22 protein-coding genes are annotated in these 25,913 nt (G+C 69.8%); 4 read left to right on the top strand and 18 right to left on the bottom strand.

Annotated elements, in window-relative coordinates; genetic code table 11:
- Positions 1-10 precede the first annotated feature (10 nt).
- Complete coding sequence (locus tag ACFO5K_RS06970; RefSeq protein WP_378557531.1) at positions 11-2,365, top strand: SpoIIE family protein phosphatase; 2,355 nt, start codon at positions 11-13, stop codon at positions 2,363-2,365.
- A 37-nt stretch (positions 2,366-2,402) separates the two neighbouring features.
- Here the strand turns inward: ACFO5K_RS06970 and ACFO5K_RS06965 are convergent, their stop codons facing one another.
- The 16 genes from ACFO5K_RS06965 to hutC all read right to left on the bottom strand — a co-directional run bounded on the left by ACFO5K_RS06965 (position 2,403) and on the right by hutC (position 18,883).
- Positions 2,403-3,902, bottom strand: coding sequence for a flavin-containing monooxygenase (locus ACFO5K_RS06965; protein ID WP_378557528.1), 1,500 nt, complete (start codon positions 3,900-3,902; stop codon positions 2,403-2,405).
- Complete coding sequence (locus ACFO5K_RS06960) at positions 3,899-5,407, bottom strand: flavin-containing monooxygenase (RefSeq protein WP_378557525.1); 1,509 nt, start codon at positions 5,405-5,407, stop codon at positions 3,899-3,901. The genes ACFO5K_RS06965 and ACFO5K_RS06960 overlap by 4 nt, the downstream gene beginning before the upstream one ends.
- 8 nt (positions 5,408-5,415) lie before the next feature.
- Positions 5,416-6,588: a hydroxymethylglutaryl-CoA synthase gene (locus tag ACFO5K_RS06955; protein ID WP_378557522.1), complete on the bottom strand. Its 1,173-nt coding sequence runs from the start codon at positions 6,586-6,588 to the stop codon at positions 5,416-5,418.
- On the bottom strand, positions 6,585-7,643 hold the full coding sequence (locus ACFO5K_RS06950; RefSeq protein ID WP_378557519.1) for a hydroxymethylglutaryl-CoA reductase: 1,059 nt from the start codon (positions 7,641-7,643) through the stop codon (positions 6,585-6,587). Before ACFO5K_RS06950 ends, ACFO5K_RS06955 begins: the two co-directional genes overlap by 4 nt.
- Positions 7,636-8,733 carry a type 2 isopentenyl-diphosphate Delta-isomerase gene (fni, locus tag ACFO5K_RS06945; protein ID WP_378557516.1) on the bottom strand — a complete coding sequence of 366 codons (1,098 nt, stop codon included), beginning with the start codon at positions 8,731-8,733 and terminating at the stop codon, positions 7,636-7,638. Before fni ends, ACFO5K_RS06950 begins: the two co-directional genes overlap by 8 nt.
- Entirely contained in the window at positions 8,730-9,983 is a 1,254-nt protein-coding gene (locus ACFO5K_RS06940; protein ID WP_378557513.1) for a phosphomevalonate kinase, read from the bottom strand. The genes fni and ACFO5K_RS06940 overlap by 4 nt, the downstream gene beginning before the upstream one ends.
- A complete protein-coding gene (gene mvaD, locus ACFO5K_RS06935; RefSeq protein WP_378557511.1) occupies positions 9,980-11,038 on the bottom strand; it encodes a diphosphomevalonate decarboxylase in 1,059 nt (352 codons plus the stop codon). The genes ACFO5K_RS06940 and mvaD overlap by 4 nt, the downstream gene beginning before the upstream one ends.
- Positions 11,035-12,084: a mevalonate kinase gene (gene mvk, locus ACFO5K_RS06930; protein ID WP_378557509.1), complete on the bottom strand. Its 1,050-nt coding sequence runs from the start codon at positions 12,082-12,084 to the stop codon at positions 11,035-11,037. The genes mvaD and mvk overlap by 4 nt, the downstream gene beginning before the upstream one ends.
- 79 nt (positions 12,085-12,163) lie before the next feature.
- Positions 12,164-12,961, bottom strand: a complete 798-nt coding sequence (locus ACFO5K_RS06925; protein ID WP_378557507.1) for a methyltransferase family protein — start codon at positions 12,959-12,961, stop codon at positions 12,164-12,166.
- Entirely contained in the window at positions 12,952-13,947 is a 996-nt protein-coding gene (locus tag ACFO5K_RS06920; RefSeq protein ID WP_378557505.1) for a fatty acid desaturase, read from the bottom strand. Before ACFO5K_RS06920 ends, ACFO5K_RS06925 begins: the two co-directional genes overlap by 10 nt.
- A gap of 50 nt (positions 13,948-13,997) precedes the next feature.
- Entirely contained in the window at positions 13,998-15,254 is a 1,257-nt protein-coding gene (locus tag ACFO5K_RS06915; RefSeq protein ID WP_378557503.1) for a hypothetical protein, read from the bottom strand.
- Complete coding sequence (locus ACFO5K_RS06910; RefSeq protein ID WP_378557501.1) at positions 15,251-16,237, bottom strand: polyprenyl synthetase family protein; 987 nt, start codon at positions 16,235-16,237, stop codon at positions 15,251-15,253. Before ACFO5K_RS06910 ends, ACFO5K_RS06915 begins: the two co-directional genes overlap by 4 nt.
- A 481-nt stretch (positions 16,238-16,718) precedes the next feature.
- Positions 16,719-16,868, bottom strand: a complete 150-nt coding sequence (locus ACFO5K_RS06905) for a hypothetical protein (RefSeq protein ID WP_378557499.1) — start codon at positions 16,866-16,868, stop codon at positions 16,719-16,721.
- A gap of 63 nt (positions 16,869-16,931) precedes the next feature.
- On the bottom strand, positions 16,932-17,534 hold the full coding sequence (locus ACFO5K_RS06900) for a hypothetical protein (protein WP_378557496.1): 603 nt from the start codon (positions 17,532-17,534) through the stop codon (positions 16,932-16,934).
- An 8-nt stretch (positions 17,535-17,542) separates the two neighbouring features.
- Complete coding sequence (locus ACFO5K_RS06895; RefSeq protein ID WP_378557493.1) at positions 17,543-17,812, bottom strand: hypothetical protein; 270 nt, start codon at positions 17,810-17,812, stop codon at positions 17,543-17,545.
- Between the two features lie 300 nt (positions 17,813-18,112).
- Positions 18,113-18,883: a histidine utilization repressor gene (gene hutC / locus ACFO5K_RS06890; RefSeq protein WP_378557726.1), complete on the bottom strand. Its 771-nt coding sequence runs from the start codon at positions 18,881-18,883 to the stop codon at positions 18,113-18,115.
- A gap of 130 nt (positions 18,884-19,013) precedes the next feature.
- Here hutC and hutU point away from each other — a divergent pair, with 130 nt between their 5' ends.
- The gene (hutU, locus tag ACFO5K_RS06885) at positions 19,014-20,681 is read left to right on the top strand and encodes a urocanate hydratase (RefSeq protein ID WP_378557490.1); all 1,668 of its coding nucleotides are present in this window, start codon (positions 19,014-19,016) and stop codon (positions 20,679-20,681) included.
- Positions 20,682-20,762: 81 nt separating this feature from the next.
- Here hutU and hutH read toward each other — a convergent pair whose 3' ends face one another.
- Complete coding sequence (gene hutH / locus ACFO5K_RS06880; RefSeq protein ID WP_378557487.1) at positions 20,763-22,337, bottom strand: histidine ammonia-lyase; 1,575 nt, start codon at positions 22,335-22,337, stop codon at positions 20,763-20,765.
- Positions 22,338-22,586: 249 nt separating this feature from the next.
- Between hutH and hutI the strand changes: the two genes are divergently transcribed.
- Both hutI and hutG read left to right on the top strand, forming a co-directional pair.
- Positions 22,587-23,762 carry an imidazolonepropionase gene (gene hutI, locus ACFO5K_RS06875; protein ID WP_378557484.1) on the top strand — a complete coding sequence of 392 codons (1,176 nt, stop codon included), beginning with the start codon at positions 22,587-22,589 and terminating at the stop codon, positions 23,760-23,762.
- Between the two features lie 10 nt (positions 23,763-23,772).
- Positions 23,773-24,687: a formimidoylglutamase gene (hutG, locus tag ACFO5K_RS06870; RefSeq protein WP_378557481.1), complete on the top strand. Its 915-nt coding sequence runs from the start codon at positions 23,773-23,775 to the stop codon at positions 24,685-24,687.
- Between the two features lie 24 nt (positions 24,688-24,711).
- On the opposite strand, the gene ACFO5K_RS06865 is transcribed toward hutG, so the two are convergent.
- Positions 24,712-25,911 carry a cation:proton antiporter gene (locus ACFO5K_RS06865; protein WP_378557473.1) on the bottom strand — a complete coding sequence of 400 codons (1,200 nt, stop codon included), beginning with the start codon at positions 25,909-25,911 and terminating at the stop codon, positions 24,712-24,714.
- Positions 25,912-25,913 lie beyond the last annotated feature (2 nt).

The raw sequence follows: 25,913 nt of genomic DNA, 5'->3' as shown, positions 1-25,913 counted from the left end.
GAGGTGGCCGATGAGCGCCGTCCTGGCCGCATTTCTCGACGATTACGCGGCGGCCCTGCGCCGCCACGTCGAAACACCCGGGCAGGACGGCCTCACCGAGGGCTACGAGCTGGGCAGGCGCGCCCTCGTGGAAGACATCAGTCTGCTCGACCTCACCGAGCACCACTACCGCACTGTGACCGAGTTCGCCGGTGCCCCGGCGAATCCGCGCAGCGCCGAGGTGGCCCTGGAGTTCCTGCTGCAGACGATGGCCGCCCTCGACATCGCTACCCGCGGCTACCTCGACGGCACCAAACGCTATGAGCAGCAACGCTCGCGCGCCGAGGATCTGGCGGGCCGCGACGCCTTCCGCACCGCGCTGGTGGAGTCGCTGCAGGACGGGTTCTTCGTCGCCGACGACAACGGCACCATCGTGGAGGTCAATTCCGCGTTCGGGGTGCTCACCGGGTACGGGGCCAACGAAGTACCGTTCCCGCTGCCGCATCCGTGGGCGCTGTCGGACCGCCCCGGCTACCCCCAGATCGGGACCGAAGCTTCGCGATTCGTGATGCCGGTGCGCCACCGCGACGGGCGCGAACGCTGGCTGGCGGTGAGCGCGAGCTCGCTGGTCAAACAGGAGAACGACGAGCAGATCTTCGTCGGGACCGTACGCGACGTGACCGCCGAACACGATGCGCAGGCCCGCGATCAGGCGGCTTCGCGGCTGGCGACAGCGGTGGGCGCGGCCACCAGCATGGTGGAGGTGCTCGCCGTCGGCCTCGACGAACTGCGCACCACCATGGGCGCGCGGACCGCGCTGGTCGCGGTGTGGCCGAGCCGGACCGGGCGCCCGGACGTGTACTCGTGCGGGGCGCCGCCGTCGGCCGAGCCCGAACCCGAGACCGCAGTGGCCGATGAGACGACGGCCTTCGTCGCGGCACCGGTGCAGCAGAGCAGCCGGGCGGGCAACGGCCCGGTGACCCTCGACGACGAGGTGCACACCCTGCTGGACCGGGCGCGTCGTCAGTCCACCCGCGGGTTGACCGCGATCAGCGGTGACGAGGGCGGCGTCGAGGCCGTGGTCGCGCCGCTGGGTGAGACCGGTGACGCGGCGCTGTGGGTGCGTTTCGGTGCCCCGCGCGCGGTCAGTGCCGCCGACTGGGCGTTGTATTCGCTGCTGGTCGGGCACCTCAGTGTCGCGTTGCAGCGCGCCCGGAACTTCGATCAGGCGCGCGCCACCTCGCTCACGCTGCAGCGCGCGATGCTGGGACCGATCGAATTGCCGCCGCGGTTCTCGGTGCACTACGAGCCCGCGTTGCCGCCGCTGGAGATCGGCGGCGACTGGTACGACGTGGTGCCGCTGCGCGACGGCACCATCGGGGTGGTCGTCGGTGACTGCGTGGGCCGAGGTCTGTCGGCCGCGGTGGTGATGGGCCAGTTGCGCACCGCCGCACGGGCGTTGCTGCTGCGTGGCGCCGGACCGGCCCAGTTGCTGGCCGAACTCGATGCCGTGGCCGCCCGGATTCCCGGTGCCATGTGCACCACGGTGTGCGCGGCGGTGCTCGACCCGGCGCGCGGGATGGTCCGGTACTCCAATGCCGGGCACATGCCGCCGATCCTGGCCCCGCCCGGTGGTCCGGGGCGGGTGCTCGAGGGCGGACGCGCGGTGCCGCTGGCCACCTTCGACACCCCGCGCAGGCCCGAGGCCACCACCGCGGTCCCGCCCGGTGCGACGCTGGTGCTGTTCACCGACGGCCTGGTGGAGCAGCGCGGCTACGACATCGAAGAGGGCTTCGTCAAGATCGCGGAGGTGCTCAGCGAGACCGGCGGCGCCCTCCCCCGCGACGTCGCCGACGCGGTGCTCTCACGCCTGTGCCCGCCCGCGGGCTACGACGACGACGTGGCCATGGTGGTCTACCGCCAGCCGCCCGAACCGCTGCGTATCGACATTCCCGCGGCCGCCGCGGAGCTGACGGTGTTGCGGCGCACCCTGTACCGCTGGTTCGCCACCGCCGCGGTGCCCCACGACCTGGCCGCCGATCTCGTCGCCGCCGCCAACGAGGCGTGCAGCAACAGCGTCGAGCACGCCTACCGCGACACCGAGCCGGGCCGGGTCTCGCTCACCGCCACCTGCGAGGGCGACCGGGTGGTCCTCGAGATCGCCGACACCGGCCGCTGGATCCCCGCCCCCGCCGATCCGGGCCATCGTGGCCGCGGCGTCGACATGATGCGGGTACTCACCGAGGATCTCGAGTTCAGCCACGACGAGCACGGCACCCGGGTGCGCATGTGGGTGACGCTGCCCTCGATCACCTTCCCCACCGCGAACCCGCTGCGTGGTTCCACCCGCGCACCGGCCGAGCCGATGCGTCCGATCTCCTTCTGAGAGCACCGCTTCGCAACATCCGGCCCGGGATCGGGGTTCAGCCGTGGACAGCGGCCGGTGGCTCGTGGGTGGTCGTGTCGTAGGCCGTGAGGTCGAACTTCCGCGTGATCCGGTGATACCGGAAGCTGAAATCCGGCCACAGGGTGGCGTTGTGGCCGTGCTCGTCGACGAACCAGCTGGTGCAGTCGCCCGCGTTCCAGACGGTTCCGGCGAAGCCGGCCTGCAGGGTGCGGTTGTAGTCGGTCTGGGCCTGCTCGCGGACTTCGATGGTGCGCAGGCCACGCGCGTTCATGGTGGTGAGCGCGTCGACGAGGTAGTTGATCTGGGCTTCGATGGTGAAGATCGCCGAGGTGTAGCTCAGTGCCGCGTTCGGGCCGATCATCAGGAACAGATTCGGAAAGTTCGTGATGGTCGTGCCCTTGTACACATTCAGGCCGTGCGCCCCGAACACCTCCGACAGAGTGCGGCCGTCGCGGCCGCTGATCATGTCGTAGGTCGGTGAGTCCGCGATCCGGAAGCCGGTGGCCACGACGATCACGTCGACCTCGCGCTCGGTGCCGTCGTTCGCGACGATCGAGTGCTCCCGGATCTCGGCGATGCCGTCGGCGACCACCTCGACATTGTCGCGGGCCAGGGCCGGGTAGTACTCGTTGGAGATCAGCATGCGCTTGCACCCGAGGCGGTGCGTCGGGGTGAGGGTGCGCCGCAGGTCACGGTCTCGGATCACCCACCAGAGCTTCCCCCGCGCGCCGCGCGAGAAGATGTCGGCCAGCGGCGGGCACTTCGACTGCCACAGCACGAACGATTCGCGCAGCCAGTACACCGCCGTGCGGGCCAGCCGGGTGGCGCCCGGCACGTGCCGGTAGATCAGGCGTTCGAGCCGCGTGTACTTGCGGCCCATGCGCGGCAGCACCCACGGCGCGCTGCGCTGGTACAGGTCGAGCCGCCCGACTTCGGCCGCGATCGCGGGCACGATCTGGATGGCCGAGGCACCGGTGCCGATGACGGCCACACGCCGACCGGCCAGGTCCACGTCGTGGTCCCAGCGGGCCGAATGGAACAGGGGGCCGCGAAATGCGCTCAGGCCCTTGATGTCGGGCAGTTTCGGGGCGCTGAGCGGTCCGGCCGCCGAGACCGTGACGTCGGCGGTATAGGCGCCTGTGCTCGTCGTGATCTCCCACCGGGCGGTGTCGTCGTGCCAGCGCACATCGGTGACCTCGCAACCGAGTTCGATCGCGTCGCGCACACCGTGGCGGTCGACGACCTCGCGCAGGTAGTCCAGGATCTGCGGTTGTGTGGAGAAGGTGTGGGTCCAGTGCCGGTTGCGGGCGAACGAGTACGAGTACAGCTGCGAGGGCACATCGCAGCCCGCACCGGGATAGGTGTTGTCGCGCCAGGTGCCACCGATATCGTCGGCGCGCTCGAGCACGACGAAGTCGGTGATGCCGAGCTCGCGCAGCCGGATGGCCACCCCGAGTCCGGCGAAGCCGGCACCGATGACGGCGACGCGCACGTGGCGCGCGGGCGCGGCGGTCATCGGGCCCGCGGCACGGTGTCGTAGGCGTCGAGGTCGAAGGTGCGCACCATGCGCCGGTACTTGAAGCTGAAGTCGGGCCACAGCGCGGAATTGTTGCCGTGGTTGTCGAGGAACCAGCTGGTGCAGCCGCCGTTGGCCCAGACCGTGCGCGCCATCTTGGGTTGCAGGGCGCGGTTGTATTCGGTCTGCGCGTCCGCCTTCACCTCGAAGCTCTGCAGCTCCCGTTGCCGCATCGTGTCGAGCGCGTCGATGATGTAGTTGATCTGGGATTCGATGATGTAGATCAGCGAGGTGTAGTTCAGTCCGGAATTGGCGCCGAGCAGGAAGAACATATTGGGGAATTCGGCGACCGTGGTGCCCTTGTACATCTGATAGCCCTCGGCCTCGGCCGCTTCCGACACCGTGCGGCCGGCGCGGCCGGTGTAGAGGTTGAACGTCGGGGAATCGGCCACGTGGAAGCCGGTGGCCAGCACGATGGCGTCGACCTCGCGTTCGGTGCCGTCCTCGGACACGATCGAACCGGCCCGGACCTCGGCGATGCCGTCGGTCACGAGATCGACGTTGTCACGATCGAGGGCACCGTAGAACTTGTTGGACACCAGCATGCGTTTACAGCCGATGCGGTGCTCGGGTAGCACTTTGCGCCGTAGTTGCGGGTCGCGGATCTCGAGCCACATCTTCACCCGGCCCACCGCTTCGAGGATCAGGCCGGTACGCGGGTACTTCACCTGAGTCACCACGAATGCCTCGCGGGCGATGTAGATCAGTGCCCGGATCAGGCGTTGCAGCCACGGGAAGTGCTTGAACGCGAAGCGTTCCGGCGCCAGGTAGGGCCGTGCGAGCTGCGGCATCACCCAGGTGGCGGTGCGCTGATAGACATCGAGGTGCTCGACCTCGGGGGCGATCGAGGGGACGATCTGGACCGCCGAGGACCCGGTGCCGATGACAGCGACCTTCTTGCCGGTGAGGGTGGTGTCGTGATCCCAGCGCGCTGAGTGGAAGATCTTCCCCTCGAAGCTCGAAATGCCCTTGATGTCGGGCAGTTTCGGTTCGGCGAGCACACCGGCGGCCGAGACCACGAAGTCGGCGGTGAACGCCGCGCGGCTGGTGTCGACGTACCAGCGGCCCTCGGTCGCGTTCCAGCGCGCCCCGGTCATCGCGCAGTCGAACAGGTGCTTCTCACGTACCCCGTACCGGTCGGCCACGGTGCGCAGGTACTGCTCGATCTCGGGTTGCGGTGAGAACGACCGGGACCAGTCCGGGTTGGGGGCGAACGAGTACGAGTACAGGTGTGAGGGCACATCGCAGCCCGCGCCCGGGTAGGTGTTGTCGCGCCAGGTGCCACCGACATCGGGGCCGCGTTCGACGACCACGTAATCGGTGATGCCGCGCTGGCCGAGCCGGATCGCGGTGCCGAGACCGGACAGCCCACTGCCCACGATCAGGACCCGGACGTGGCGCCGGTCGGCCTCGCCGTCGCGGGAAGGGGTGTCGCTGCTGCTCATCGGGGACCTCAGCGGGCTTCGTAGATGCGTTTGTGGCCGGAGACGGCCGAGAGCCGGAACGGGCGACCGGTTTGTTCGGCGGTGGCGTGGTAGCGGCCGTCGGTCGGGGACACGGCTTCGTGCAGTTCCCGGTACCGGTCGTAATCGAGCAACTCACGCGACTCGATCGCGGCGCGATTGGCCTCGGTACGCAAGTGCTCACGGTAGCCGGGTTGCACGGTGGCGCCGAAGAATTCGGCGACACTGCCCGAGCCGTAGCTGATCATCGCCAGCGCCTTGCCGGTGAGGTCGTCCGCGTGGTCGAGCAGCGAGGCCAGGCCCAGGTACAGCGAGGCGGTGTAGCTGTTGCCGACAGTCCGGTTGTAGGTGGTGGTGTCATCGATCGCGGCCGCGATCCGGGCGGCGTCGACGCTGTGGCCCTGACTTTCGAGCAGATGGCGGTGCGCCTTGTACGCCATCTTGGTGAAGGGCTGGTGGTAACAGAACGCCGCGAATTCGCTCAGGTCGCGCCCACCCTGGCGGCGGTAGTCGCTCCATGCTTCCTGGGCGGCCTTCTGGTAGGCGTTGACCGAGGTCTTGCCGTCCACAATGGCCGCGGTGCGATAATTCGGACGCCAGAAGTCCATGATGTCGGCGCTGTAGAGCCCCGAGGGCGTGTCCAGGCGCAGGATCGCCGGATCAGCACTGATCAGCATCGCGACCGCCGCCGCGCCCTGGGTCGGTTCACCGGGGCTGTCGAGTTCGTACTTGGCGATGTCGGCGGCGATGACCAGCACACGCTGGGCCGGATCACGCGCGATCAAGCCCGCGGCGAACTGGAGCCCGGCAGTGCCGCCGTAACACGCCTGCTTCAACTCGACCACCCGCGCGGCATTGGGCAAACCGACCAGCGAATGCAAATACAGCGCAGCGGCTTTGGACTGGTCGACACCGGTCTCGGTGGCCAGCAACACAGTGCGAATGTTATCGGTGCCGTGGCGCTCGAGGATCGGTGCCGCGGCGGCCGCGGCGATGGTGACGATGTCCTCGTCGGCGGCGGCGACGCTCATCTTCTCCTGGCCGATACCGAGGTAGAACTTGTCGCGGTCGACACCGAGGCGCTCGGCGAGCACGGCGTGATCGAGGGCGTAATGGGTGGTGGCGAACGAAAGGTCGTGGATACCGACCGGGGTTGTGGTCATCGTTGTGTCCCGTTGCTCGTGGTGGACCGCTCGAATTGGGTGTGGGCGCGCATCAGTTCGCCGCGATTGGTCTGGGCGGCCATCAGTGACAGCTCACCGCACAGCACGGTGGCCGCGCCGATGACGGCCAGGCGGCGGGCGTTCTCGCCGGGCTCGCGCGCTGCGCGGCAGCCGAGGCGTTCGAGGTTCTCGTCCACGAAACTGGCGTGCTTGCCGTTGCCGACCGTGCCGACGATCAGGTTGGGCAGCGTGCACGAGAAGTACAGGTCGCCGTCGCGGTCCTCGGCATGGGTCACGCCCTGCGAGCCCTCGACGATATTGGCCGCGTCCTGGCCGGTGGCCAGGTAGAAGGCCAGCAGCATGTTGGCGTAGTGCGCGTTGGCCGAACGGATTCCGCCGGCCAGCAGGGTGCCGATCAGGTTCTTGCGGATGTTGAGCTGCACCACCTGGGCGGCGGTGGTGTGCAGGCGCGCCTCGACCACCTCGCGTGGGATCAGCAGCTCGGTGATGACGTTCTTGCCGCGGCCGAGGATGCCGTTGACCGCGGTGGCCTTCTTGTCGGTGCAGTAGTTGCCCGAGATCGAGCCGTAGCGCACGCCGGGGACGGTGGCCAGGATGTGGTCCATCAGGTGGTCGCTGGCCAGGGTGGCCATGTTGTGGCCCGACGCGTCACCGGTGGTGAATTCGAAGCGCAGGAACAGCAGATTCCCGGCGATCTGGTGGTGCAGGTCGATCAGCCGGGCGAAACGGCTGCTGCCCGAGACGACCTCGGCCAGCTCGGTGAAGCGCTCCTCGAGCTGTTTGACCGTGGTGTAGGCGGTGTAGGCGTCGTCGGCCTCGAGCAGGATCGAGCGGGTCATCCGCTCGTCGACGAGGGTGGCGACGATGCCGCGCTCGGACAGGGTGCTGATGCGCGCGCCCCGCCCGACCGAGGGCCACAGTGGGGTCTCGTAGGTGGCCAGCGGCACGTCGACGGCGTCGTCGACGATATTGCCGGTGATCCGCAGCGGGCCCACCCACTGCATCGGGACCGCCGCGTACGACATGTCATTCATGGATGACTCCTTCTCGAAAATTCGATTCGCGCCACCAGGAACTCCGGTGGGCAAGAGAGGCCACGTCGATACCGCGCAGCGCGCAGAAGGTGGCGACCTCGCCGGTGATCAGCAGGTCGGTCCCGGCCAGGTCGGCCGGGGTGCGCGCGCCCAGCACCGTGAGAATGTTGCGCAGTTGCTCGAGCCAGGTGGTGATGGTCTCGATCAGCGCCTCGGTGCCGTTGCTCACCAGCGTGTTCAGGAAGACCCCGGCCACGCCGGTGGCGTTCGCGCCGAGCGCGAGCGCGCGGGCGATGTCGAGCGGGGACCGGATGCCGCCCGAGGCGGCGATGCCGATGCCGGTGAGGCCCGCGCAGTCCAGCAGGCAGCCGGGGGTGGACTGCCCCCAGTGCTCGATGAAGGCGAAGTCGGCGGCGGCGCGGCGGTCGTTCTCGATGCGGGCGAAGTTGGTGCCGCCGCGCCCGCCCACGTCCGCGACCGCCACCCCGGCCTCGCGCAGCCAGGTGACGGTTTGCCTGCTCAGGCCGAATCCGACTTCCTTGACGATCACCGGCACCGGTACGTGGGCGACGAGGTGTTCGATCTGGCGCGGCCAGGCGGAGAACGCCCGGTCGCCTTCGGGCATCACGACTTCCTGGACGGTGTTGAGGTGGATCTGTAGCGCGTCGGCCTCGAGCAGCTCGATGCCGCGCAGCGCCTGATCCAGCGTCGCGTTGGCGTTGACGTTGGCCATCACGAAGCCGTCGGGGTTCTCCTGGCGCAGTACGCGGTAGGTCCCGGCGACGGCGGGGTCGCGGAAGTAGGCGCTCATCGAACCCGAGGCGATGGGGATGCCGGTCTCGCGGGCGGCCACGGCCAGCTGCCGGTTGATCTCACCGGTGTTGACGCTGCCGCCGGTCATGGCGTTCACGTACAGCGGTGTGGCCCAGCGCTTTCCGGCCATGTCGACGGCGAGCGACACGTCGGCGGCGTCGATGCCGGCCAGGGCGTGGTGCACGAAGCCGACGGCGTCGAAGTCGTTGCTACCGACGTGGTCGCGGCGGTGCTGCACCGCGTGGCGGACGTGGTCGTCCTTGCGATCGGCGATCATGCGCGCTGCCCTTCGTACGGGTGGGTCCGCAACGGCAGCGTCCGGATACCGGCGGCGGCCCAGCGGTCGGTCAGGTCGGCGATCGCCGCGGTTTCGGCGCTGTCGATCAGCGCGATACCGCAGTCGCCGCCACCGGCGCCGGACGGTTTCGCCGCGGCGCCGACGGCCGTGGCCGCCGCGCACAGCGCCGTCAGGCGGTCGGTCATGATGCCCACGCCCGCCACGGTGTCGAGCTCGAGGAGAAGCTCTCGCGCACAGTCGATTTCGGTGCGGATCGCGCTCGGGTCGTCGGCGGCGAGCGCCGCGCTCAGGCGCTCGACGCAGGCGTTGCTGTGTGCTCGGAAGTCGGTGCGATCGGCGGGCTGCTGTGGGCGCGAACTCATTCCGGCCACCAGAGCCGGGGTGGAGGCGGGCGTGCCGGTCCAGCCGACCAGCAACTCGAGCGCGGTGGGGGCGGGCAGCGGGCGCACCGACAGGCCCGGCCAGGGCATTCGCAGTGCGGCGTCGACGCCCGCGGCGGCGGCGACCTCGGCCACCCGCCCGCGATCGGGTGAACTGTAGGCGATCCAACCACCCCAGGTGCTCGCCGCCACGTCCCCACCGGAGGCGCGCGGGTTGACCTCGACGGTGGCCAGCATCGCCAACCGGTACCGATCCATCGGGTTCAGGTCGAGTCCGTAGAACTCGCCGAGCGCCGCCACCGCGGCCCCGGTCACCGCGGCACTGGCCCCGAGGCCGAATTTGCGCCCGTCCGCGTCACCGAGATCGGCGGTGACGTCCAATCGGTAGGCGCGAGCCGGTATTTCGCGCTCGGCAACCAATCGGTCGATGATCGAGGCGACGGCGAACAGGTACGCGAACGCCGCGGGCACCGCTGTCGCGCCGGGCTCCGTACATGCGGCAACCTCCGCGGGTCCAGCCGATGGCACCGCCGGGGCGGCACCCCTGTGCACGGCACCGTCGGCACCCGCCACTGATCCCGGTTCCCATGCGGCGGCCCCTGCGCTGACACGATGGTGCGTGCGCCCCACGGGGTCCGCGGCGGCAGCGGCCAGGCGGTCGCCGTGGCGTCGGCAGGCGAGGGTGGCACCGCCGTCGAGGTCGGTGCCCAGAACGGTGTCGCCGGCGGCCGGGACCACCGTGGCGCTCGCGTAGCGGTCGACCGCCACGAGGATCGCGTGATGACCCGGTTCGACGACGGCGTACTCACCGGCGATGAACAGTTTGCCCGGGGCGCGGGTGCTGATCATCGGCCGGTGTCCGGGAGCAGCGTGGCGCCGGGGCCGATGTGGGCGGTGCGGGTGGTGACGAAGTCGCCGAGGCCGTCGATGGTGGCGGCGACATGGGGCGCGTCGGCGCGCGTGCACAGCACCTTCACGTTCGGCCCGGCATCGATGGTGGCGTAGGCGGTGATGCCGTCGGCTCGCAGCGCGAGCACCGCGTCGAGCACCGCGAGCGAGTGCGGCGACAGGTACCGGACGGCGGGGCGGGCGGTGAGCATGGTGGCGTGCATGCCGAGGGCGTTGCGTTCGGCGATCTCGCCGATGGCCGGCAGATCCTGGCGGGCGATCGCCGCGCGCATCTCGGTGAAGTCGGTCATCGACGAGTCGGCCCAGGACCGGTAGCACGGTGACGTGGCGGTGGTGCGGCGCATCGCCTCCCGGCTCGACACCGCCTTGGCGGTCTGGTTCACCACCGCCACCACCAGCGCGGGGTCGAGTTCATCGCCGCCGATCGGTTCGGCGTAGGAACTCCGGTCCCCTACCGCACCGTCGCCCTCGCCCGCGTGCCACACCACGAAGCCGCCGAACAGTGATCGCGAGGCCGAACCCGAACCGCGCCGCGCCAGCCGCGAGAGCGCCCGGCCGTCGAGTTCCAGTCCGTAGGCGGCGGCCGCGGCGGTGGCCAGTGCGGCGAATCCGCTGGCCGAGGAGGCCAGGCCCGCACCGGTGGGCCCGGCGTTGGCGGTGACGACCATAGCGCGTTCGGTGCGGCCCGCGGTGGTGCGCACCAGGTCGAGGAAGCGTTCGATTCGGGTGCGGGCGGAACCGGTGGCGGTGGCGCCGTTGAACTCCACGGTGTCGGCGGGCCCGTCGATCAACCGCACGGTGGTGGTGGTGGGAAAGATGTCGAGCGTCATCGACAGGCTGCTGGTGACGGGCAGGAACAGCGATTCGTCCCGTTTGCCCCAGTACTTCACCAGGGCGATGTTCGGGTAGGCGAGCGCGGCGGCTTCGTCCGGTCCGGTGGCGGCGCGCACGCGATCCGCGGCGCGGTCGGCCGGTACGGCGGGGGTGAAAGTCATGGGTTGGTACCGAGTTCCGGTGTCGAGGCGGGTGAGGACGTGGCGCCCGAACGCAGGGCGCGGGTGGGCAGCGTCCAGGTCTGCGCAGCGCCGGCGTGACGCAGTGCCGCGCGCACGTCGGGCACCAGGGGTGCCTCGGCGAGCGCGAGCACGCAACCGCCCAGACCGGCGCCGGTGAGCTTGGCGCCGTAGGCGCCCGCACCCAGTGCCGCGGTGACGAGGCTGTCGATGTGCGCGGTGCTGACGCCGAGTTCGGCCAGCAGTTCCTGGAAGTCGACCATGGCCCGCCCCAGGGACCGGGCCCGGCCGGCCGACAGGTCGGCGGCCGCCGCCTCGATCAGGCCCGAGGCGCGGGTCAGCAGACGCTGGGCGGCCGCCCGATCGCGCTCGAGCGTGCGGCGCACACCGGCCACTGCCTGCTGGGTGGACCCGGGCGCCCCGGTATCGGCGATCACCAGTACCGCGTCGACACCGATGGTCATCGGTGCGGCGGTGCCCCGCTGGAACCGGATGGGGCCGTCGGACAGCACCGCGCGGGCGTCGATGCCGCTGGCCCGGCCGTGCGCGACCTGCTCACCGCACTGCACCAGGTCGTACAGCGTGGCCGGGTCTAGGGTGCGACCGTGCAGATCGGCGACCGCGCGCACCGCGGCACCCGCGCACGCCGCGCTCGAACCGAGTCCGCGGGCCAGGGGGATGGCGCACTCGACGAGCACTTCGACCGGATCGTCGCTGATTCCCCACCGCCGCAAGGCTTCCTCCACGGCGACGCGTGGCCCCGACGGCGTCGGATCGGTGGCCACGGTGGCACCGGCGGTGAACCGGAAGTGCCCGTCGGCGGGCGCCTCGGACACCGCGCCCGCGCTGCCGGGACGCGCGAGGGCGCGCACCGACAGTGTGGGCACCGGAAAGGCGATGGCCGGGGTGCCGTGCACGACACTGTGTTCGCCCAGCAGGATCGCCTTGGCGTGGGCTCGCCCCTCCCCCTGACCGCTGGCCGAGCCGGACCGGTGGTGCCCGGTGCGCTCTCGAACAGGACTGTTCACGTCGATTCCTCTCCCAACTCGGGCAGGTCCGCCCGGCGCCGTCGATCACCGACCGGCGCCGGGTGGCCGGCCTGGACGACTAGCGCGTCGATCGGCCGAAAAGGCTGCGCACGGACGGGAAGAACGCGGGCACCTGCGCGGCGTAGGCCCGGTAGGACGCGCCGAAGCGGGCGATGAGGTCCCGCTCCTCCAGGTAGGTGCCCAGCACGATGTAGCCGGTCAGGCCGAGCGCCCACACCAGATGTCCGACGGTGAACTCACTGGCGAACCAGAACGCCACCAGCAGACCGGTCATCAGGGGATGGCGCACCAGCCGGTACACGCCGTTGACCTGCAGCCGGTCCATCGTCGCGTCCGGCACCTGGATGACGTACTGACGGTAGGCCTGGCTGATGCCGAGCAGGTGGAAATGGTTGAGCAGCAATGTCGCCGCGTAGACCAGCACGAAGCCGATCCAGAACCCGGTGTCGAGCACGGTGCCCACCACGCCGTCGGCCGACCACAGCACGTGCGGCACCGGCTGCCAGGCGAGCATGATCACCCACATCACCAGGCAGACCCCGATGATGTAGACAGTTCGTTCCAGCGCTTCGGGCACCCGGCGGGTGATGAAGGCCTTGAACGAGGGCCGGGCCATACCCGAGTGCTGCAGGGCGAACAGTCCGAGCAGCAGCACGTCGACGATGATCGCGGGCACCGCGGACAGGTGCGGGCCCTTGTCGACGGTCTTGGGCAGGAACCAGCCGCCGGCGAACAACAGCATCAACGGCACCGTGATGCCGGCGAAACCGTAGACGGCGAAAGAGAACAGGAACGGAACCAGCCGCGACGGGGTGGCCAGCACGCCTCGAACCTGTTGGGGCGTCATCAGATCCATGCGAACCACGGCAGGTAGCGCGAGCGGACGGTGCCCGCTGCCAGGCGGGTCTCCAGGCGCGCCTTCCACTTGGTGCCGTAGCGCTCGTTGAGGAACCCACCGGGCACTACCAGCCGCCAACCCGACTGCGCCACCATCCAGTACGGCACGATGACGCCGGGGTTGACATCACGCATGTAGTCGAGCTTGTCGGGGATCTGGCTCCAGTGGATACCGGGGTAACGGTGGTGCACGCTGTGGTAGCCCTGGTTGAAGATCAGGAAGTTGAGGACGTTGCCCGCGTTGTTCAGCGAGGTGCTCGGTTCGTCGTCGAACTCGCGGGCCGGTGCGTGGCTCAGCCAGGCGAAGTAGCCGGCGTTGACCTGGGTGATCAGGAACGGCACCCAGTAGAACAGCACGAACTTCTCCATGCCCGCCACGTACCAGACACCGCCGATCACCAGGGCGTACACCGCGAGGTCGAAGATGAACTGGTGCCGGGTGCGACGTCGGCGCGGGGTCGGGTCGGCGGCGAAAACCGTACGGATGGTGTGGATCTTGACGATCACGCCGTAGCGGACCCAGTACCAGATGGCGCCGAGGCCCTTCTCCATCCCGGTGGTCGCGGTGACGTCACCGGGCCCGTCGTTGAACCGGTGATGGTTGAGGACGTGGACCTCGCGCATCTCGGCCGCGGTCAGGTTGCCGGGCAGGCAGCACAGGATGTCGACCACCCGGTTGGGCAGCTTGGACACGAACAGTGGCCGGTGGGTGTGCATGTGCATCACCCCGATGGTCAGCGACAGGTTCAGCAGCGACAGCACGATGATCAGCGGCACCGCCAGGTACCAGTTCGAGGCGGCGGGGACGAACAGCGCCGCCGCCGTCATGCCCATCCACAACACGATGTGCAGCAACGGGCCGATGTTGGAGGCGTGCTCGAGCTTGAGCACGCGCCGGCTGAACGGCGGTTTCTCGGTGGGCGCGACGGGCGTTCCGGTGCTCATGGGCGAGCTCCTTCGCTTGTAGTGACGATGCTCATGAACGATTTCCTCGGCTAGGGGCTGGTTTCGAGGGCGGCGAGCTGCAGCCGGGCCGCGAGCTCACGCAGCGCCTCGGGTTCGTGGTTGGGCACCCGTTCCATGGCGCCGAACGCCAGGTGATCGGCGATCATCATGGTGCGCACCGCGGAATCGGTCAGTTCGCCGGTCATCGGTTCCTCGGGCAGGGTCTGCACCAGGGCGAAGGTGGTGTCCACGATCAGCGGCACCAGCGACGTCGCCGTCGAGTGCCGCGCGCCCACGGTCAGCACGCTCGTCTCCGACCCGGTGCCCGACGCGAAATCCGGGGTGGCATCGAGCATCTGGTGGATCGCGGCGTCGGCGCCGTGGCGGACCCGGCCCAGCATCCTGGTCCAGTACTTCGCCGAGCAGGCAGCCAGTGCGGCGGCACCGACCGGGCGCCGGTAGGGCGCCGGGGAGCCCACCGTGTTGCACAGGAACGCCGAGGTGGTGATGGTCATGTACGCCATCGCCGCGCGCGCACCCAGACTCGGGGTACCCGGACCGAGTTCGGCCAGCAACGCGAACCCGCCCAGTGCGGGGGTGAGCTGGCGCAGCATCACCATCCGCATGAGTTCTTCGCGGTCCGCGGCGCCGTAGAGCTCGAGTTCGTTGTCGCGCAGGTCGTTGGCCGACTGGGCGATGACCGCGACGCATCCGGTGAGTTCACGCAGATCCGCTTCGGGCAGCACGCCCTCGGCCACCAGCGAGCACGCGTAGTGGGTGACCCGGCCGAGCACACCTTCGCTGTAGGTGACCCGTGGCAGCGGCGCTTCGATGTTGCGCGCCATCACCCGGGCCACATCGGTGAGCACGAGCCCCACGCGTTCGCGTCCCTGCGGTGGCAGCGCTGTCAACAGCGCGCGGATGTCGGCGATGCGTTCGGCGAGCACCCGGTCGACGGCTTCGCTGTCGCGCACCTTTCCCGTCGCCGCGGGCAGCGCGGGGGGCACGGTGTCGGTGGCGCCGTTGAGATATTCGGCTGCGGTGAGCACCGACGCGGCGGCCTCGCCGCGGTCGGCCAGGTCCTCGTAGGCGTCGAGCACGCGGCAGGCCAGCAGCGCGGCCGTGGCCTCGGCCCGGCGGTCGGCGTGCAGGAAGCTGACGGCGATGCCCAGGTTGCGACCCGCCGGGATCAGGGCCAGCCGGGCCAGTTCGGTGGGTGTGTCCGCGGCGCGCAGTGCGGCCAGGTCGGGTGCGCGGCGCAGGGTGCGCAGCCCACGGAGCAGGACGGGAAGCCTGGCGTTGTTCATCGGGAGATCACCTGGTGCAGAAGGTCGCGCAGATCGTCGCGCGCGAGCGAGGGCGGGAAGATGTCGAGGGCACGCGCGGCGGTTTCGGCGGCGTCGGTGGCGACCACGCGCGCGGCCCCGGTGGCGCCGCTGGCGACCAGGTCGGCCTGCAGGGTGGCGCTCGAGGTCTGCGCCGACAACCACATCTCGCGGGCGCCTGCGCGCATGGTGAGCCACTCGATCACCGGCCAGGTGGGCACGCGGCGTTCCAGGTCGCTGCCCGCGTCTTTGCCCAGCGAGGGACCGCCCTCGATGTCGCGCACGTCGTCCATGATCTGGAAGGCCAGCGCGAGGTGGTCGGCGTACTCCATCAGCGCGTGCAGCCCGGCGATGTCGACCCCGCCCGCGGTGCCGCCGTAGGCACACGAGAGCCGGAACAGTGTGCCGGTTTTGGCTCCGGCCACCAGTTCGTAGTGTCTGCGCAGCGAGGCGTCCTCGACCGAGGGCGGCAGGGTCTCGATGAGCTGACCGAAGGACAGGTCCGACAGCCGGTCGGCGTAGGTGATGCCGGGAGAGTCACCGATGTGGGCGAACACGCGCGGATTGTCAGCGAGCACGCGGGCCACCACCTTCATCGCCGCACCGGCCAGGTGGAACCCGGCGCGGGCCCCGGTGCGCACGCCGAACGCCGCAGGCACCGACGGCGCGTCGCGGCGCAGCAGCGAGCCGTCGCAGATGTCGTCGTGTACCAGCGAGGATTCGTGCAGCATTTCCATCGCGCAGGCCAGGTCCACCGCGTCGGCGGGCGGTACCGCCCGCTCGGGGGCGTCGGGCAGCAGCGCGGCGCAGGCCAGGACGAGCCGGGCCCTGACCCGTTTGCCGGGCGCGGCCAGGATGTGCTGGTAGATGGCGTCGAAATCCTCACCGGTGAGCAGGATTTCGCGCATGCGGGCGGCGACGAGCGGCAATCGGCCGGTCGCGGTGATCTCGTCCGGTCTCGGCATGACCGCCACCTGATCGCCCGAGTGGTCCGGGTGCATCACCGCGGTGACATCCTGGCGGGGGGCTGAGGGTAGCGCGGGATTTTCCATAGCGCTGAACTCCTTTGGTGTGGTCACGATGGCAGTGCGGCACCACGACTGGCGGGCAGGGTTTCACGAGATGTCGAGGGGGCAGTCGTGGGGGTGATCGCCTCTCGCAGCCGCCGGGCCGAGCGTTCCGATCGCTGGCTACCGACGGGTAGTTTTGTGTACGGTTCTCGAGTTGTCAAGGGATGAAACAGGTTTCAGTTTCCAAGACTCAAGATGTGGCTTGGCACAACATCATTCACAATCCGTTGGCTCGTTACACGATGACGGCCGGCGCATCGACGGAACATCGACGGCACGAAACCCCTTGTTGCCCACAGTTATTCAATGCGGGTCGGGCTGCCGTTCACCTGTTGACCATCGGCAGTAGGCAGTAGCGAGGGCATGCGGAATCGGATCACGAAGCTGCGCTCGGCCACCACACTGTGGGCTGTTTCTCGCCGGTTCGGGTTCGCCGGTGGACGACGACGTGGGCGGGATCGATCGCCGGATTCGGCGCACTGCCCGATTCGCCGGCGACTTCGGCGGCGGTGGGCAGTCCGGTCATGACCCTACAATCGCCGCGCGGGTCCCGCGAATCGAAACCTGCGCCGGGGAAATGCCTTGCGGCTCAACGCGGGGCGGTGGTGGAACCGGATACCAGGGGCTCGGGGAGCGGGTGGTCGACCAGCGGTAGTGCGTGCCGCGGGGCGGACGCCCGGCGCACGGTGGTACAGCGCCGGGCCACCACGATGCCGCAACTGCGCACGGTGGTCGTGATCAGGTCTTCGGCGAGCGGCAGATCGTCCTCACGGAAGGCGTAGACCGAAAAGCACACCGTGCGCGGTTCGCCGACGGGTTGGGCGATCGCCTCGGCCGGGCAACTCGACAGCAGCATGACCGCGGCGGCGAAGTCCGCGTACGGATCCCCGAAGGCGATCTCCGCATCGGCCGAGATCGCGTCGAACACGGTTCGCAGGCAAGGATGTTCGAGTCCGTGCCGGGACTCCTGAACACCGGCCCAGCGGCGCAGCGCCGGATGATCGGCGATATCGGTCCGGTCGCGCCAGCGCCGACGACCACAGGCCAGCAGGCGGTCGGCGGCCGCACCCCAGGCGCGCGCGTCGGCGACCTCGGCCACGATGCGCAAGCGACGGCACTCCCCTGCCGTGGCCTCCTCGACCGGTTCGATCACCGGAGTCGCTGTGCCCGCCGGGCCACGGTCGGTCTGCATGACGCCTCCTAGCGAGCCGGTGGCCCGAGGCGGCGGTGTGCGCGCCGCCACGCGAGCCGGAACGCCCAGACCGAAGCCAGCACCGACAACCCGACCAGCACGCCGATCAACGCCAGCACCACGCCGCCCGACGAGCCGACGCCGGCATAGCGAGCGATCAGTGCCGAGGCCGCGATCGGCCCCGCGGTGACCAACACCGGGATCAGCAGAATCAACCCGAGAGTTACCAGGGTCGAGGGCGCCAACGTCGTCCCCGAGGCCCGCGTGACTGTAGCCATTTGCCGCCCTCTCCGTTTACCCGAATGGAACCGGCGAACCGAACCGCATGATCTCTGAACAACCGAACGTACAGCCCGAACCGGAGCCGGAGCGCTTTTCGTCATAGAACGGTGACCCCGCGGAATCGCCGTTTATCGACGGTGTTCAGCAAATATCCCGGTCAGCGGGTCGGCAGAGGTCAGGGAATAGTTTTTCGATAACGAATACTTTCCAGCAATCGATAATTCCCGCCGTTCGCGACCATTCCCGGGCAGTTCACACCACGGCCGGAAGTTCGCAATGGATTCGTTACCGCCGCGTCAGCTGGGCTCGGCGGCGAAGCTGCCCTCCAGGCGATTACGGGAACCGGGATGCAGCAGCCGGGCGGCGCTCACCAGGCCGCCCGAGGACCAGGTACGGCGGCGGATGAGCAGGCAGGGTTCGGCATCGGCGATGCCGAGCAACGCACACTCTTCGCGACTGGCGCGCACCGCTTCGACGACATGCTCGCCACGTAACAGCGGGGCGACCGCGCTGAGGTAGGCGTTGGGGGTGGTGACGGTGAAGTCCTGGGCCGGATAGTCGGGAGCCTGGGCCGGGTTGACGTAGCGGTCCTCCAACTGGATCGCGACGTCGTCTTCGAGATGCACCAACAGCGAGTGGAACACCGTGCCGGCGAGATCGTTGCCGAGTACCGGGTGCCCGTCGGCGGCCTGCTCGGTGCGGACGAAGACCACCTCGGTGCGATGCCGATGGCCGCGCCGGGCGATCTCGTCGGCGATGTTGCGCACCTCGAACAACGGTGAGCCACTCTTGCCCGCCGCGACGAAGGTGCCCACGCCCATCACCCGGTTGAGCGCGCCGTCGGCGGTGAGGTCGCGCAGCGCGCGGTTGATCGTCATCCGCGACAGGCCGAGCGCGGCGACCAGCTGGTTCTCCGAGGGGATCTGCTCACCCACGGCCCATCGGCCGCGCTTGATCTGCGCCATGATCAATTGTTTGACCCGCTCGTATGCCGCGAACTCGGTACCGAGCTCGCCGTAGAGCGCGGCCAGCTCCGCATCGACTGCTTCGATCGCCACCACCGCTATCCGTTCCCTCCGTGTGCCCAGAGAATACGTTGCGCCCGAACCGAACACGTACTTGTCTATACAGGACTATACCAATAACCTGGAGGGCGGTGACCCAGGCCACAACAGTCGCTTTACGAGGAGTGAACCCATGACCGACGCCGTTTCCGGCCCCCGCCCCGTGTCCGCACCGCGCGGTCCGCACCTGCGCACCCGCGGCTGGCAGCAGGAAGGCGCCCTGCGGATGCTGATGAACAATCTCGATCCCGAGGTGGCCGAACGCCCCGACGACCTGGTGGTCTACGGCGGCACCGGGCGCGCGGTGCGCAGCTGGGCAGCCTTCGACGCCATCGTGCGCACGCTGGAAACCCTCGAGTCGGACGAGACACTGCTGGTGCAATCGGGCAAACCGGTCGGGGTCTTCCGCACCAGCGAGTGGGCACCGCGAGTGCTGCTGGCGAACTCGAACCTGGTGGGCGACTGGGCCGACTGGGAACATTTCCGCGAGCTCGAGCAGGCGGGACTGATGATGTACGGGCAGATGACGGCCGGCTCCTGGATATACATCGGCAGCCAGGGCATTCTGCAGGGCACCTTCGAGACCTTCGGTGCGGTGGCGCGCAAACGTTTCGGGGGCACTCTGGCGGGCACCATCACGCTCACCGCCGGAGTGGGCGGCATGGGCGGGGCCCAGCCGCTGGCGGTGACCATGAACGACGGGGTGGCACTGTGCGTGGACTGTGATCCGGCGCGGATCGACCGGCGAATCGCGCACGGCTACCTCGACACCCGGGCCGAGACCCTGGAGCAGGCGCTGGAACTCGCGATCGCGGCCCGCGACGAGCGCAGGCCGCTGTCGGTGGGGCTGGTCGGCAACGCGGCCGCGGTGTTTCCCCGGCTGCTGGCGATGGGCGCGCCGATCGACGTGGTGACCGATCAGACCTCGGCCCACGACCCGCTGTCCTACTTGCCGCTGGGGGTGGCACTCGAGGACTGGCACACCCTCGCCGGGCGGGACCCGGCGTGGTTCACCGAGCAGGCGCGGGCGTCGATGGCCGCACATGTCGCGGCGATGGTGGGATTCATGGACGCGGGTGCCGAGGTGTTCGACTACGGCAACTCGATTCGCGACGAGGCCCGCAAAGGCGGATACGACCGGGCCTTCGCTTTTCCCGGCTTCGTCCCCGCCTACATCAGGCCGCTGTTCGAAGAGGGCCTGGGTCCGTTCCGGTGGGCCGCGCTCTCGGGTGACCCCGCCGATATCGCCGCGACCGACCGCGCCATTGTCGAACTGTTCCCCGACAACGAACACCTGAAGCGCTGGATCACCCTGGCCGGGGAGAAGGTGAAATTCGAGGGACTGCCCGCCCGCATCTGCTGGCTCGGCTACGGCGAACGGCACCGGGCCGGACTGCGATTCAACGAAATGGTCGCCTCCGGCGAACTGTCGGCGCCGCTGGCGATCGGGCGCGACCACCTCGATTCGGGATCGGTCGCCTCGCCCTATCGGGAGACCGAGGCCATGGCCGACGGCTCCGACGCGGTCGCCGACTGGCCACTGCTCAACGCACTGCTCAACACCGCCTCCGGGGCGTCGTGGGTGTCGATTCACCACGGCGGCGGCGTGGGGATGGGACGTTCCGTCCATGCCGGCCAGGTGTGCATCGCCGACGGCACCACGCTGGCGGCGCAGAAGCTCGAGCGCGTGCTCACCAACGATCCGGGCACCGGCGTGATCCGCCATGTCGACGCGGGCTACGAACACGCCGCCGAGGTGGCACGCGAGCGTGGTGTGCGAATCCCGATGCGGGAGAACTGACCGCCCCCGTCGGCCGCCGTGCCGGGCGGCCGACGGGGAACGCCGAGTGCTCGATGCACTCGCCGGTCGGCTCGGCCGTCGTCAGCCGAGCGGACCGATGACCGACTCCGCGCCGGCCACCAGCGCACCGGAGGCGGCCAATCGCACGGCGGCCTCGATGTCCGGGGCGAGGTAGCGATCGGGGCCCGGGCCGGGGATGTACGCGCGCAGGACGTCGCGGACGGCGGCGGTGGCCGGGGCCGGTGTCAGCGGTGCGCGCAGGTCGAGGGCACGGGCGGCGGTGAGGGCTTCGATGGCCAGCACCCGGGTGAGGCCGTCGAGGGCGCGGCGCAGTTTGCGGGCCGCCGACCAGCCCATCGAGACGTGGTCTTCCTGCATCGCCGAGGACGGGATCGAGTCGACCGAGGCGGGCGCGGCCAGGCGCTTGAGTTCCGACACGAGCGCGGCCTGGGTGTACTGGGCGATCATGAGACCGCTGTCGACGCCGGGATCGTCGGCGAGGAACGGCGGCAGACCGTGATTGCGGGCCTTGTCCAGGAAGCGGTCGGTGCGGCGCTCGCTGATACTGGCGACATCGGCGGTGACGATGGCCAGGAAGTCGAGCACATAGGCCACCGGGGCGCCGTGGAAGTTGCCGTTGGATTCGACCCGGCCGTCGAGGGTGACCACCGGGTTGTCGACCGCGCCGGCCAACTCGAAGCCCGCGACCCGTTCGGCGTGGTCGAGGGTGTCGCGGGCGCCACCGGCCACCTGGGGTGCGCAGCGTAGTGAGTACGCGTCCTGCACGACGGTGCAGTCTGGGGTGGCGTGGCTGGCGACGATGGCCGAATCGGCGAGCAGGCGGGTCATGTTCGCGGCCGCCACGGCCTGGCCCGGCTGCGGGCGCAGCGCCTGCAGGTCGGGGGCGAAGACTTTGTCGGTGCCGAGTAGCCCCTCCACGCTCATCGCGGCGGTGACATCTGCCAGGCGCAGCAGTGCGCGCAGGTCGTGGCAGGCCAGCACCAGCATGCCCAGCATGCCGTCGGTGCCGTTGATCAGCGCGAGGCCCTCCTTCTCCGCGAGCTCGACCGGGGCGATGCCCGCCGCGTCGAGGGCCTGTGCCGCGGGTACCAGCGCACCGCCCGCGTCGCGCACCGACCCTTCGCCCGAGACCGCCAGCGCCACGTGCGCCAGCGGCGCGAGGTCGCCGGAGCAGCCCAGGCTGCCGTACTCGTAGACCACCGGCGTGATGCCCGCCGAGAGCAGGGCGGCGTAGGTTTCGGCGACCACCGGGCGCACCCCGGTACGGCCGGTGGCCAATGTCGACAGGCGCAGCAGCATCAGCGCGCGCACCACTTCCGCCTCCACTTCGGCGCCCGAACCGGCGGCGTGGGAACGCACCAGGCTGCGCTGCAACTGCTTGCGCAGTTCCTGCGGGATGTGGCGCACCGCGAGCGCACCGAAACCGGTCGACACTCCGTACACGGGCTCCGGGTCCGCGGCCAGCGCCTCGATCCGCGCACGGCTGGTCGCCATCGCGGCCAGCGCCTGCGGGGACAGCTCTACCCCGGCACCGTCCCTGGCCACCCGCACCACATCGTGCGGCGTCACCGGACCGGTGCCGACGATCACCGGTTCGACCGTGGCCGGAGCCGGGGTGCCCGAGTCGCTGTTCACTCTGTTCTCCATTCCGAACGCCTTGCGGGGCAACTACTTCGAACGAATTCCGCGACCGGCGCCGCGATCACGCCCGGACACGGGCCGCACCGGTTCCGTCGCAGGCCGATCACACGAAACGGCCACACGGTACATGTATAAGCCTGTATATACAGCTTGTCAACGCACGGGTCGCCATGGCTTGACCACTTGTCTATACCGGCATATACATACCGGACACCCACACTCATCGGCTGGGAGGAACGCCCCGTGTCCACCACCGTGCTGCGCGATATCGGCACCCTTGTCACCAACGACCCGGCGCTGGGCGAGGGCCCGCTCGGTATCCGGCGCGACGCCGCTGTCGTGTTCGACGGCGCGCACGTGGTGTGGATCGGCGACGATGCCGCCGCGCCACCGGCCGACACCGCCGTCGAGCTGGGCGGGCGCGCGGTGCTGCCCGGGTTCGTCGAAACCCATTCGCACCTGGTGTTCGCCGGTGACCGGGCCGAGGAGTTCGCCGCGCGGATGACCGGACAGCCCTACGGGGCGGGTGGAATCCGTACCACCATCGCCACCACCAGGGCCGCGACCGACGCGCAGCTCGCCGCGAACGTGGAACGGCTGCTGGCCGAGTCGCTGCGGGCGGGCAGCACCACCGTCGAGATCAAGAGCGGCTACGGGCAGGCCGTCGAGGACGAATGGCGCAGCGTGCGGATCGCGGGCCGCTACACCGACGAGGTGACCCTGCTCGCCGCACACGTGCCGCCGCCGGAATACGCCGGACGCGCCGACGACTACGTGGCGATGGTCTGCGCCGAGATGATCCCGCGGTGCGCGCCCGCGGCCCGGTGGATCGATGTGTTCTGTGAACAGGGCGCCTTCGACCGGGACCAGGCCCACGCCGTGCTCAGCGCCGGGATCGCGCACGGCCTCGTACCGCGCGTGCACGGCAATCAGCTGCACCAGGGTCCCGGGGTGCAACTGGCGGTGGAACTCGGCGCGGCATCGGTGGATCACGTGGTGCACGTGAACCGGGCCGACATCGACGCACTGGCCGGTGGCGACACGGTCGCCACGCTGCTGCCCGGCGCCGACTTCTGCACGCGCAACCGCTATCCCGACGCCAGAGCCCTGCTCGATGCCGGGGTCACCGTGGCGCTCGGCGCGGACTGCAATCCGGGCACCAGCTATACGACGAACCTGCCGTTCTGCATCGCGCTGGCGGTGCGCGAGTTGCGCATGACTCCCGACGAGGCGGTGTGGGCCGCCACCGCCGGCGGTGCGAAAGCACTGCGCCGCACCGATGTCGGGCACCTGTCCCCCGGGGCGCGAGCCGATGCGATCGCGCTCGATGCGCCCTCGCACGTGCACCTCGCCTACCGCCCCGGTGTGCCGCTGATCAGCCACGTGTGGCGTGGCGGCGCCCCCGCTGCGACGAACTGAGGTGTGCCGCATGACTTCCGCGTGGGCCGGCCGCATCGACGGCACCGCTGCCGATCAACTGCGCTGGCATCAGGCCGTCGCGCCCTATGTGCCCGGCGGTGACACCGGGGCGTGCGTGTTCGTCGGCTTCGCCTGCGACACGGGTGTACGCCGGAACAAGGGCCGCCCGGGCGCGGCCCAGGGGCCGGACGCGCTGCGCCGGGCGCTGTCACCGATGGCGCCGCCCGCCCCGCTGCGCGCCTTCGACGCCGGCACCGTCGCCGTCACCGACGACGAGCTCGAACACGGGCAGCGCCGCCTCGGTGACACGGTGTCGGCACTGCTGGATGCCGGTGGGTTCCCCGTAGTGCTCGGCGGGGGCCACGAGGTCGCCTTCGGCACCTATCTCGGTGTGGCCGGGTCGGACCTGGCCCGCGACACCACGGTCGGCATCCTGAATCTGGACGCGCACTTCGATCTGCGCGCCGACCCGGTACCCAGTTCGGGCACCCCGTTCCGGCAGATCCTCGAAACCGGCGACGACGTGCGATACGCGGTGCTCGGCATCGCCCAGCCCGCCAACACCGCCGCCCTGTTCGGCACCGCGCGCCGTTTCGGGGTGCGCTACCTGCTCGACGACGACTGCGACCCCGCCCGAGCAGGCGCCTTCGTCACCGAGTTCCTGGCCGGCGTCGATCTGGTGTATCTGACCATCGACCTCGACGTCCTGCCCGCGGCGGTGGCTCCCGGCGTGAGCGCGCCGGCCGCCTACGGCGTGGCGCTGTCCACGATCCAGGCCGTCTGCGATCAGGTCAGCGCCTCGGGCAAGCTGGCCGTGGCCGATGTCGCAGAACTCAATCCGGCCTTCGACATCGACGGCCGCACCGCCCGCACCGCTGCCCGGCTCCTGCACCGCATCATCACCCGTCGCACCCGCCCGGCTTGACCGCGGCCGACCGACCCGACCTCACTACTCCGAGACCAGGCCCGCCTTCACCCGCGGCTTGCGCCCCACCAGCAGCCGCATCACCGGCTCCACGATCCGGGCGCCGATCGGGCCGATGATCGCCATCAGCAGCACGTAGGTGGTGGCCAGCGCGGCGAATTCGTCGGGCACCGCGCCCGCGGCCACCGCCAGCCCGGCGATGACGATCGAGAACTCACCGCGCGCCACCAGCGCGGTACCCGCGCGCGCCCGGCCCAGTTGCGAGGCACCCGCGCGTTTGGCCGCCCACCAACCGGTGGCGATCTTGGTGACGGTGGTGACCACGGCCAGCAGCACCGCCCAGCCGAGCACCGGTGGGATGGTTCGGGGATCGGTGCTCAGGCCGAACAGCACGAAGAACATCGCCGCGAACAGGTCGCGCAACGGTTCGAGCAGCTTGGTCGCCTCGTGGGCGGTCGAGTCCGAGATCGCGATGCCGAGCAGGAACGCGCCGACCGCCGCCGACACCTGCACCGCCGAGGCCACCCCGGCCACGAGCAGTGCGGCACCGAGCAACTTGAGCAGGAAGATCTCGCGGTCCTCGCTGGCCACGATGGCCGAGACGTACTTGCCGTAGCGCAACGCCACGATCAGCACCAGTGTCACCGCCACCAGGGCGATACCGACGGTGGTCAGCCCGCTCATGAAGCCGACACCGGCCAGCACCGCGGTCAGCACCGGCAGGTAGACCGCCATCGCCAGGTCCTCGAACACCAGGATCGACAGGATCACCGGGGTCTCGCGGTTGCCGAGCCTGCCCAGATCGTTGAGCACCTTGGCCACGATGCCCGAGGAGGAGATGTAGGTGACACCGGCCATCGCGATCGCGCCGGTGGGGCCCAGGCCCAGCATCAACGCCACGATCACCCCCGGCGTGGCGTTGAGCACCAGGTCGAGCAGGCCCGCGGTCCACGATTTGCGCATCCCGGTGACCAGTTCGCCTGCGGTGTATTCCAAGCCGAGCAACAACAGCAGCAGCACCACACCGATCTCGCTGGCGATGTGGATGAACTCGTCCACCTCGTGCAACTCGATCAGCCCGCCGGTGCCGAAGACGAGGCCACCGAGCAGATAGAGGGGAATGGGTGAGAGGCCGATGCGCGCCGCGATCCGCCCCAGCACACCCAGACCGAAGAACACGGCCCCCAGCTGAATCAGCGCCAGCGCACTTCCACTGAGCTGCACCG

Origin of the sequence: Nocardia halotolerans, from assembly GCF_042650145.1 — a bacterium.
Classification (GTDB): Bacteria; Actinomycetota; Actinomycetes; order Mycobacteriales; family Mycobacteriaceae; genus Nocardia; species Nocardia halotolerans.
The sequence above is the reverse complement of the archived record's forward strand: the minus strand, read 5'-3'. Positions and strand labels throughout refer to the sequence as shown.

What these genes read in the sequence shown, in the direction of transcription:
- ACFO5K_RS06900 (WP_378557496.1), bottom strand. Translation starts at nt 17,534, where the DNA reads ATGCAGACCGACCGTGGCCCGGCGGGCACAGCGACTCCGGTGATCGAA.
- hutU (WP_378557490.1), top strand. Translation starts at nt 19,014, where the DNA reads ATGACCGACGCCGTTTCCGGCCCCCGCCCCGTGTCCGCACCGCGCGGT.
- ACFO5K_RS06915 (WP_378557503.1), bottom strand. Translation starts at nt 15,254, where the DNA reads ATGAACAACGCCAGGCTTCCCGTCCTGCTCCGTGGGCTGCGCACCCTG.
- mvaD (WP_378557511.1), bottom strand. Translation starts at nt 11,038, where the DNA reads ATGACTTTCACCCCCGCCGTACCGGCCGACCGCGCCGCGGATCGCGTG.
- hutG (WP_378557481.1), top strand. Translation starts at nt 23,773, where the DNA reads ATGACTTCCGCGTGGGCCGGCCGCATCGACGGCACCGCTGCCGATCAA.
- ACFO5K_RS06910 (WP_378557501.1), bottom strand. Translation starts at nt 16,237, where the DNA reads ATGCCGAGACCGGACGAGATCACCGCGACCGGCCGATTGCCGCTCGTC.
- ACFO5K_RS06920 (WP_378557505.1), bottom strand. Translation starts at nt 13,947, where the DNA reads ATGAGCACCGGAACGCCCGTCGCGCCCACCGAGAAACCGCCGTTCAGC.
- ACFO5K_RS06925 (WP_378557507.1), bottom strand. Translation starts at nt 12,961, where the DNA reads ATGGATCTGATGACGCCCCAACAGGTTCGAGGCGTGCTGGCCACCCCG.
- ACFO5K_RS06950 (WP_378557519.1), bottom strand. Translation starts at nt 7,643, where the DNA reads ATGAATGACATGTCGTACGCGGCGGTCCCGATGCAGTGGGTGGGCCCG.
- ACFO5K_RS06970 (WP_378557531.1), top strand. Translation starts at nt 11, where the DNA reads ATGAGCGCCGTCCTGGCCGCATTTCTCGACGATTACGCGGCGGCCCTG.
- ACFO5K_RS06965 (WP_378557528.1), bottom strand. Translation starts at nt 3,902, where the DNA reads ATGACCGCCGCGCCCGCGCGCCACGTGCGCGTCGCCGTCATCGGTGCC.
- ACFO5K_RS06960 (WP_378557525.1), bottom strand. Translation starts at nt 5,407, where the DNA reads ATGAGCAGCAGCGACACCCCTTCCCGCGACGGCGAGGCCGACCGGCGC.
- ACFO5K_RS06905 (WP_378557499.1), bottom strand. Translation starts at nt 16,868, where the DNA reads ATGACCGGACTGCCCACCGCCGCCGAAGTCGCCGGCGAATCGGGCAGT.
- ACFO5K_RS06955 (WP_378557522.1), bottom strand. Translation starts at nt 6,588, where the DNA reads ATGACCACAACCCCGGTCGGTATCCACGACCTTTCGTTCGCCACCACC.
- fni (WP_378557516.1), bottom strand. Translation starts at nt 8,733, where the DNA reads ATGATCGCCGATCGCAAGGACGACCACGTCCGCCACGCGGTGCAGCAC.
- ACFO5K_RS06895 (WP_378557493.1), bottom strand. Translation starts at nt 17,812, where the DNA reads ATGGCTACAGTCACGCGGGCCTCGGGGACGACGTTGGCGCCCTCGACC.
- ACFO5K_RS06940 (WP_378557513.1), bottom strand. Translation starts at nt 9,983, where the DNA reads ATGATCAGCACCCGCGCCCCGGGCAAACTGTTCATCGCCGGTGAGTAC.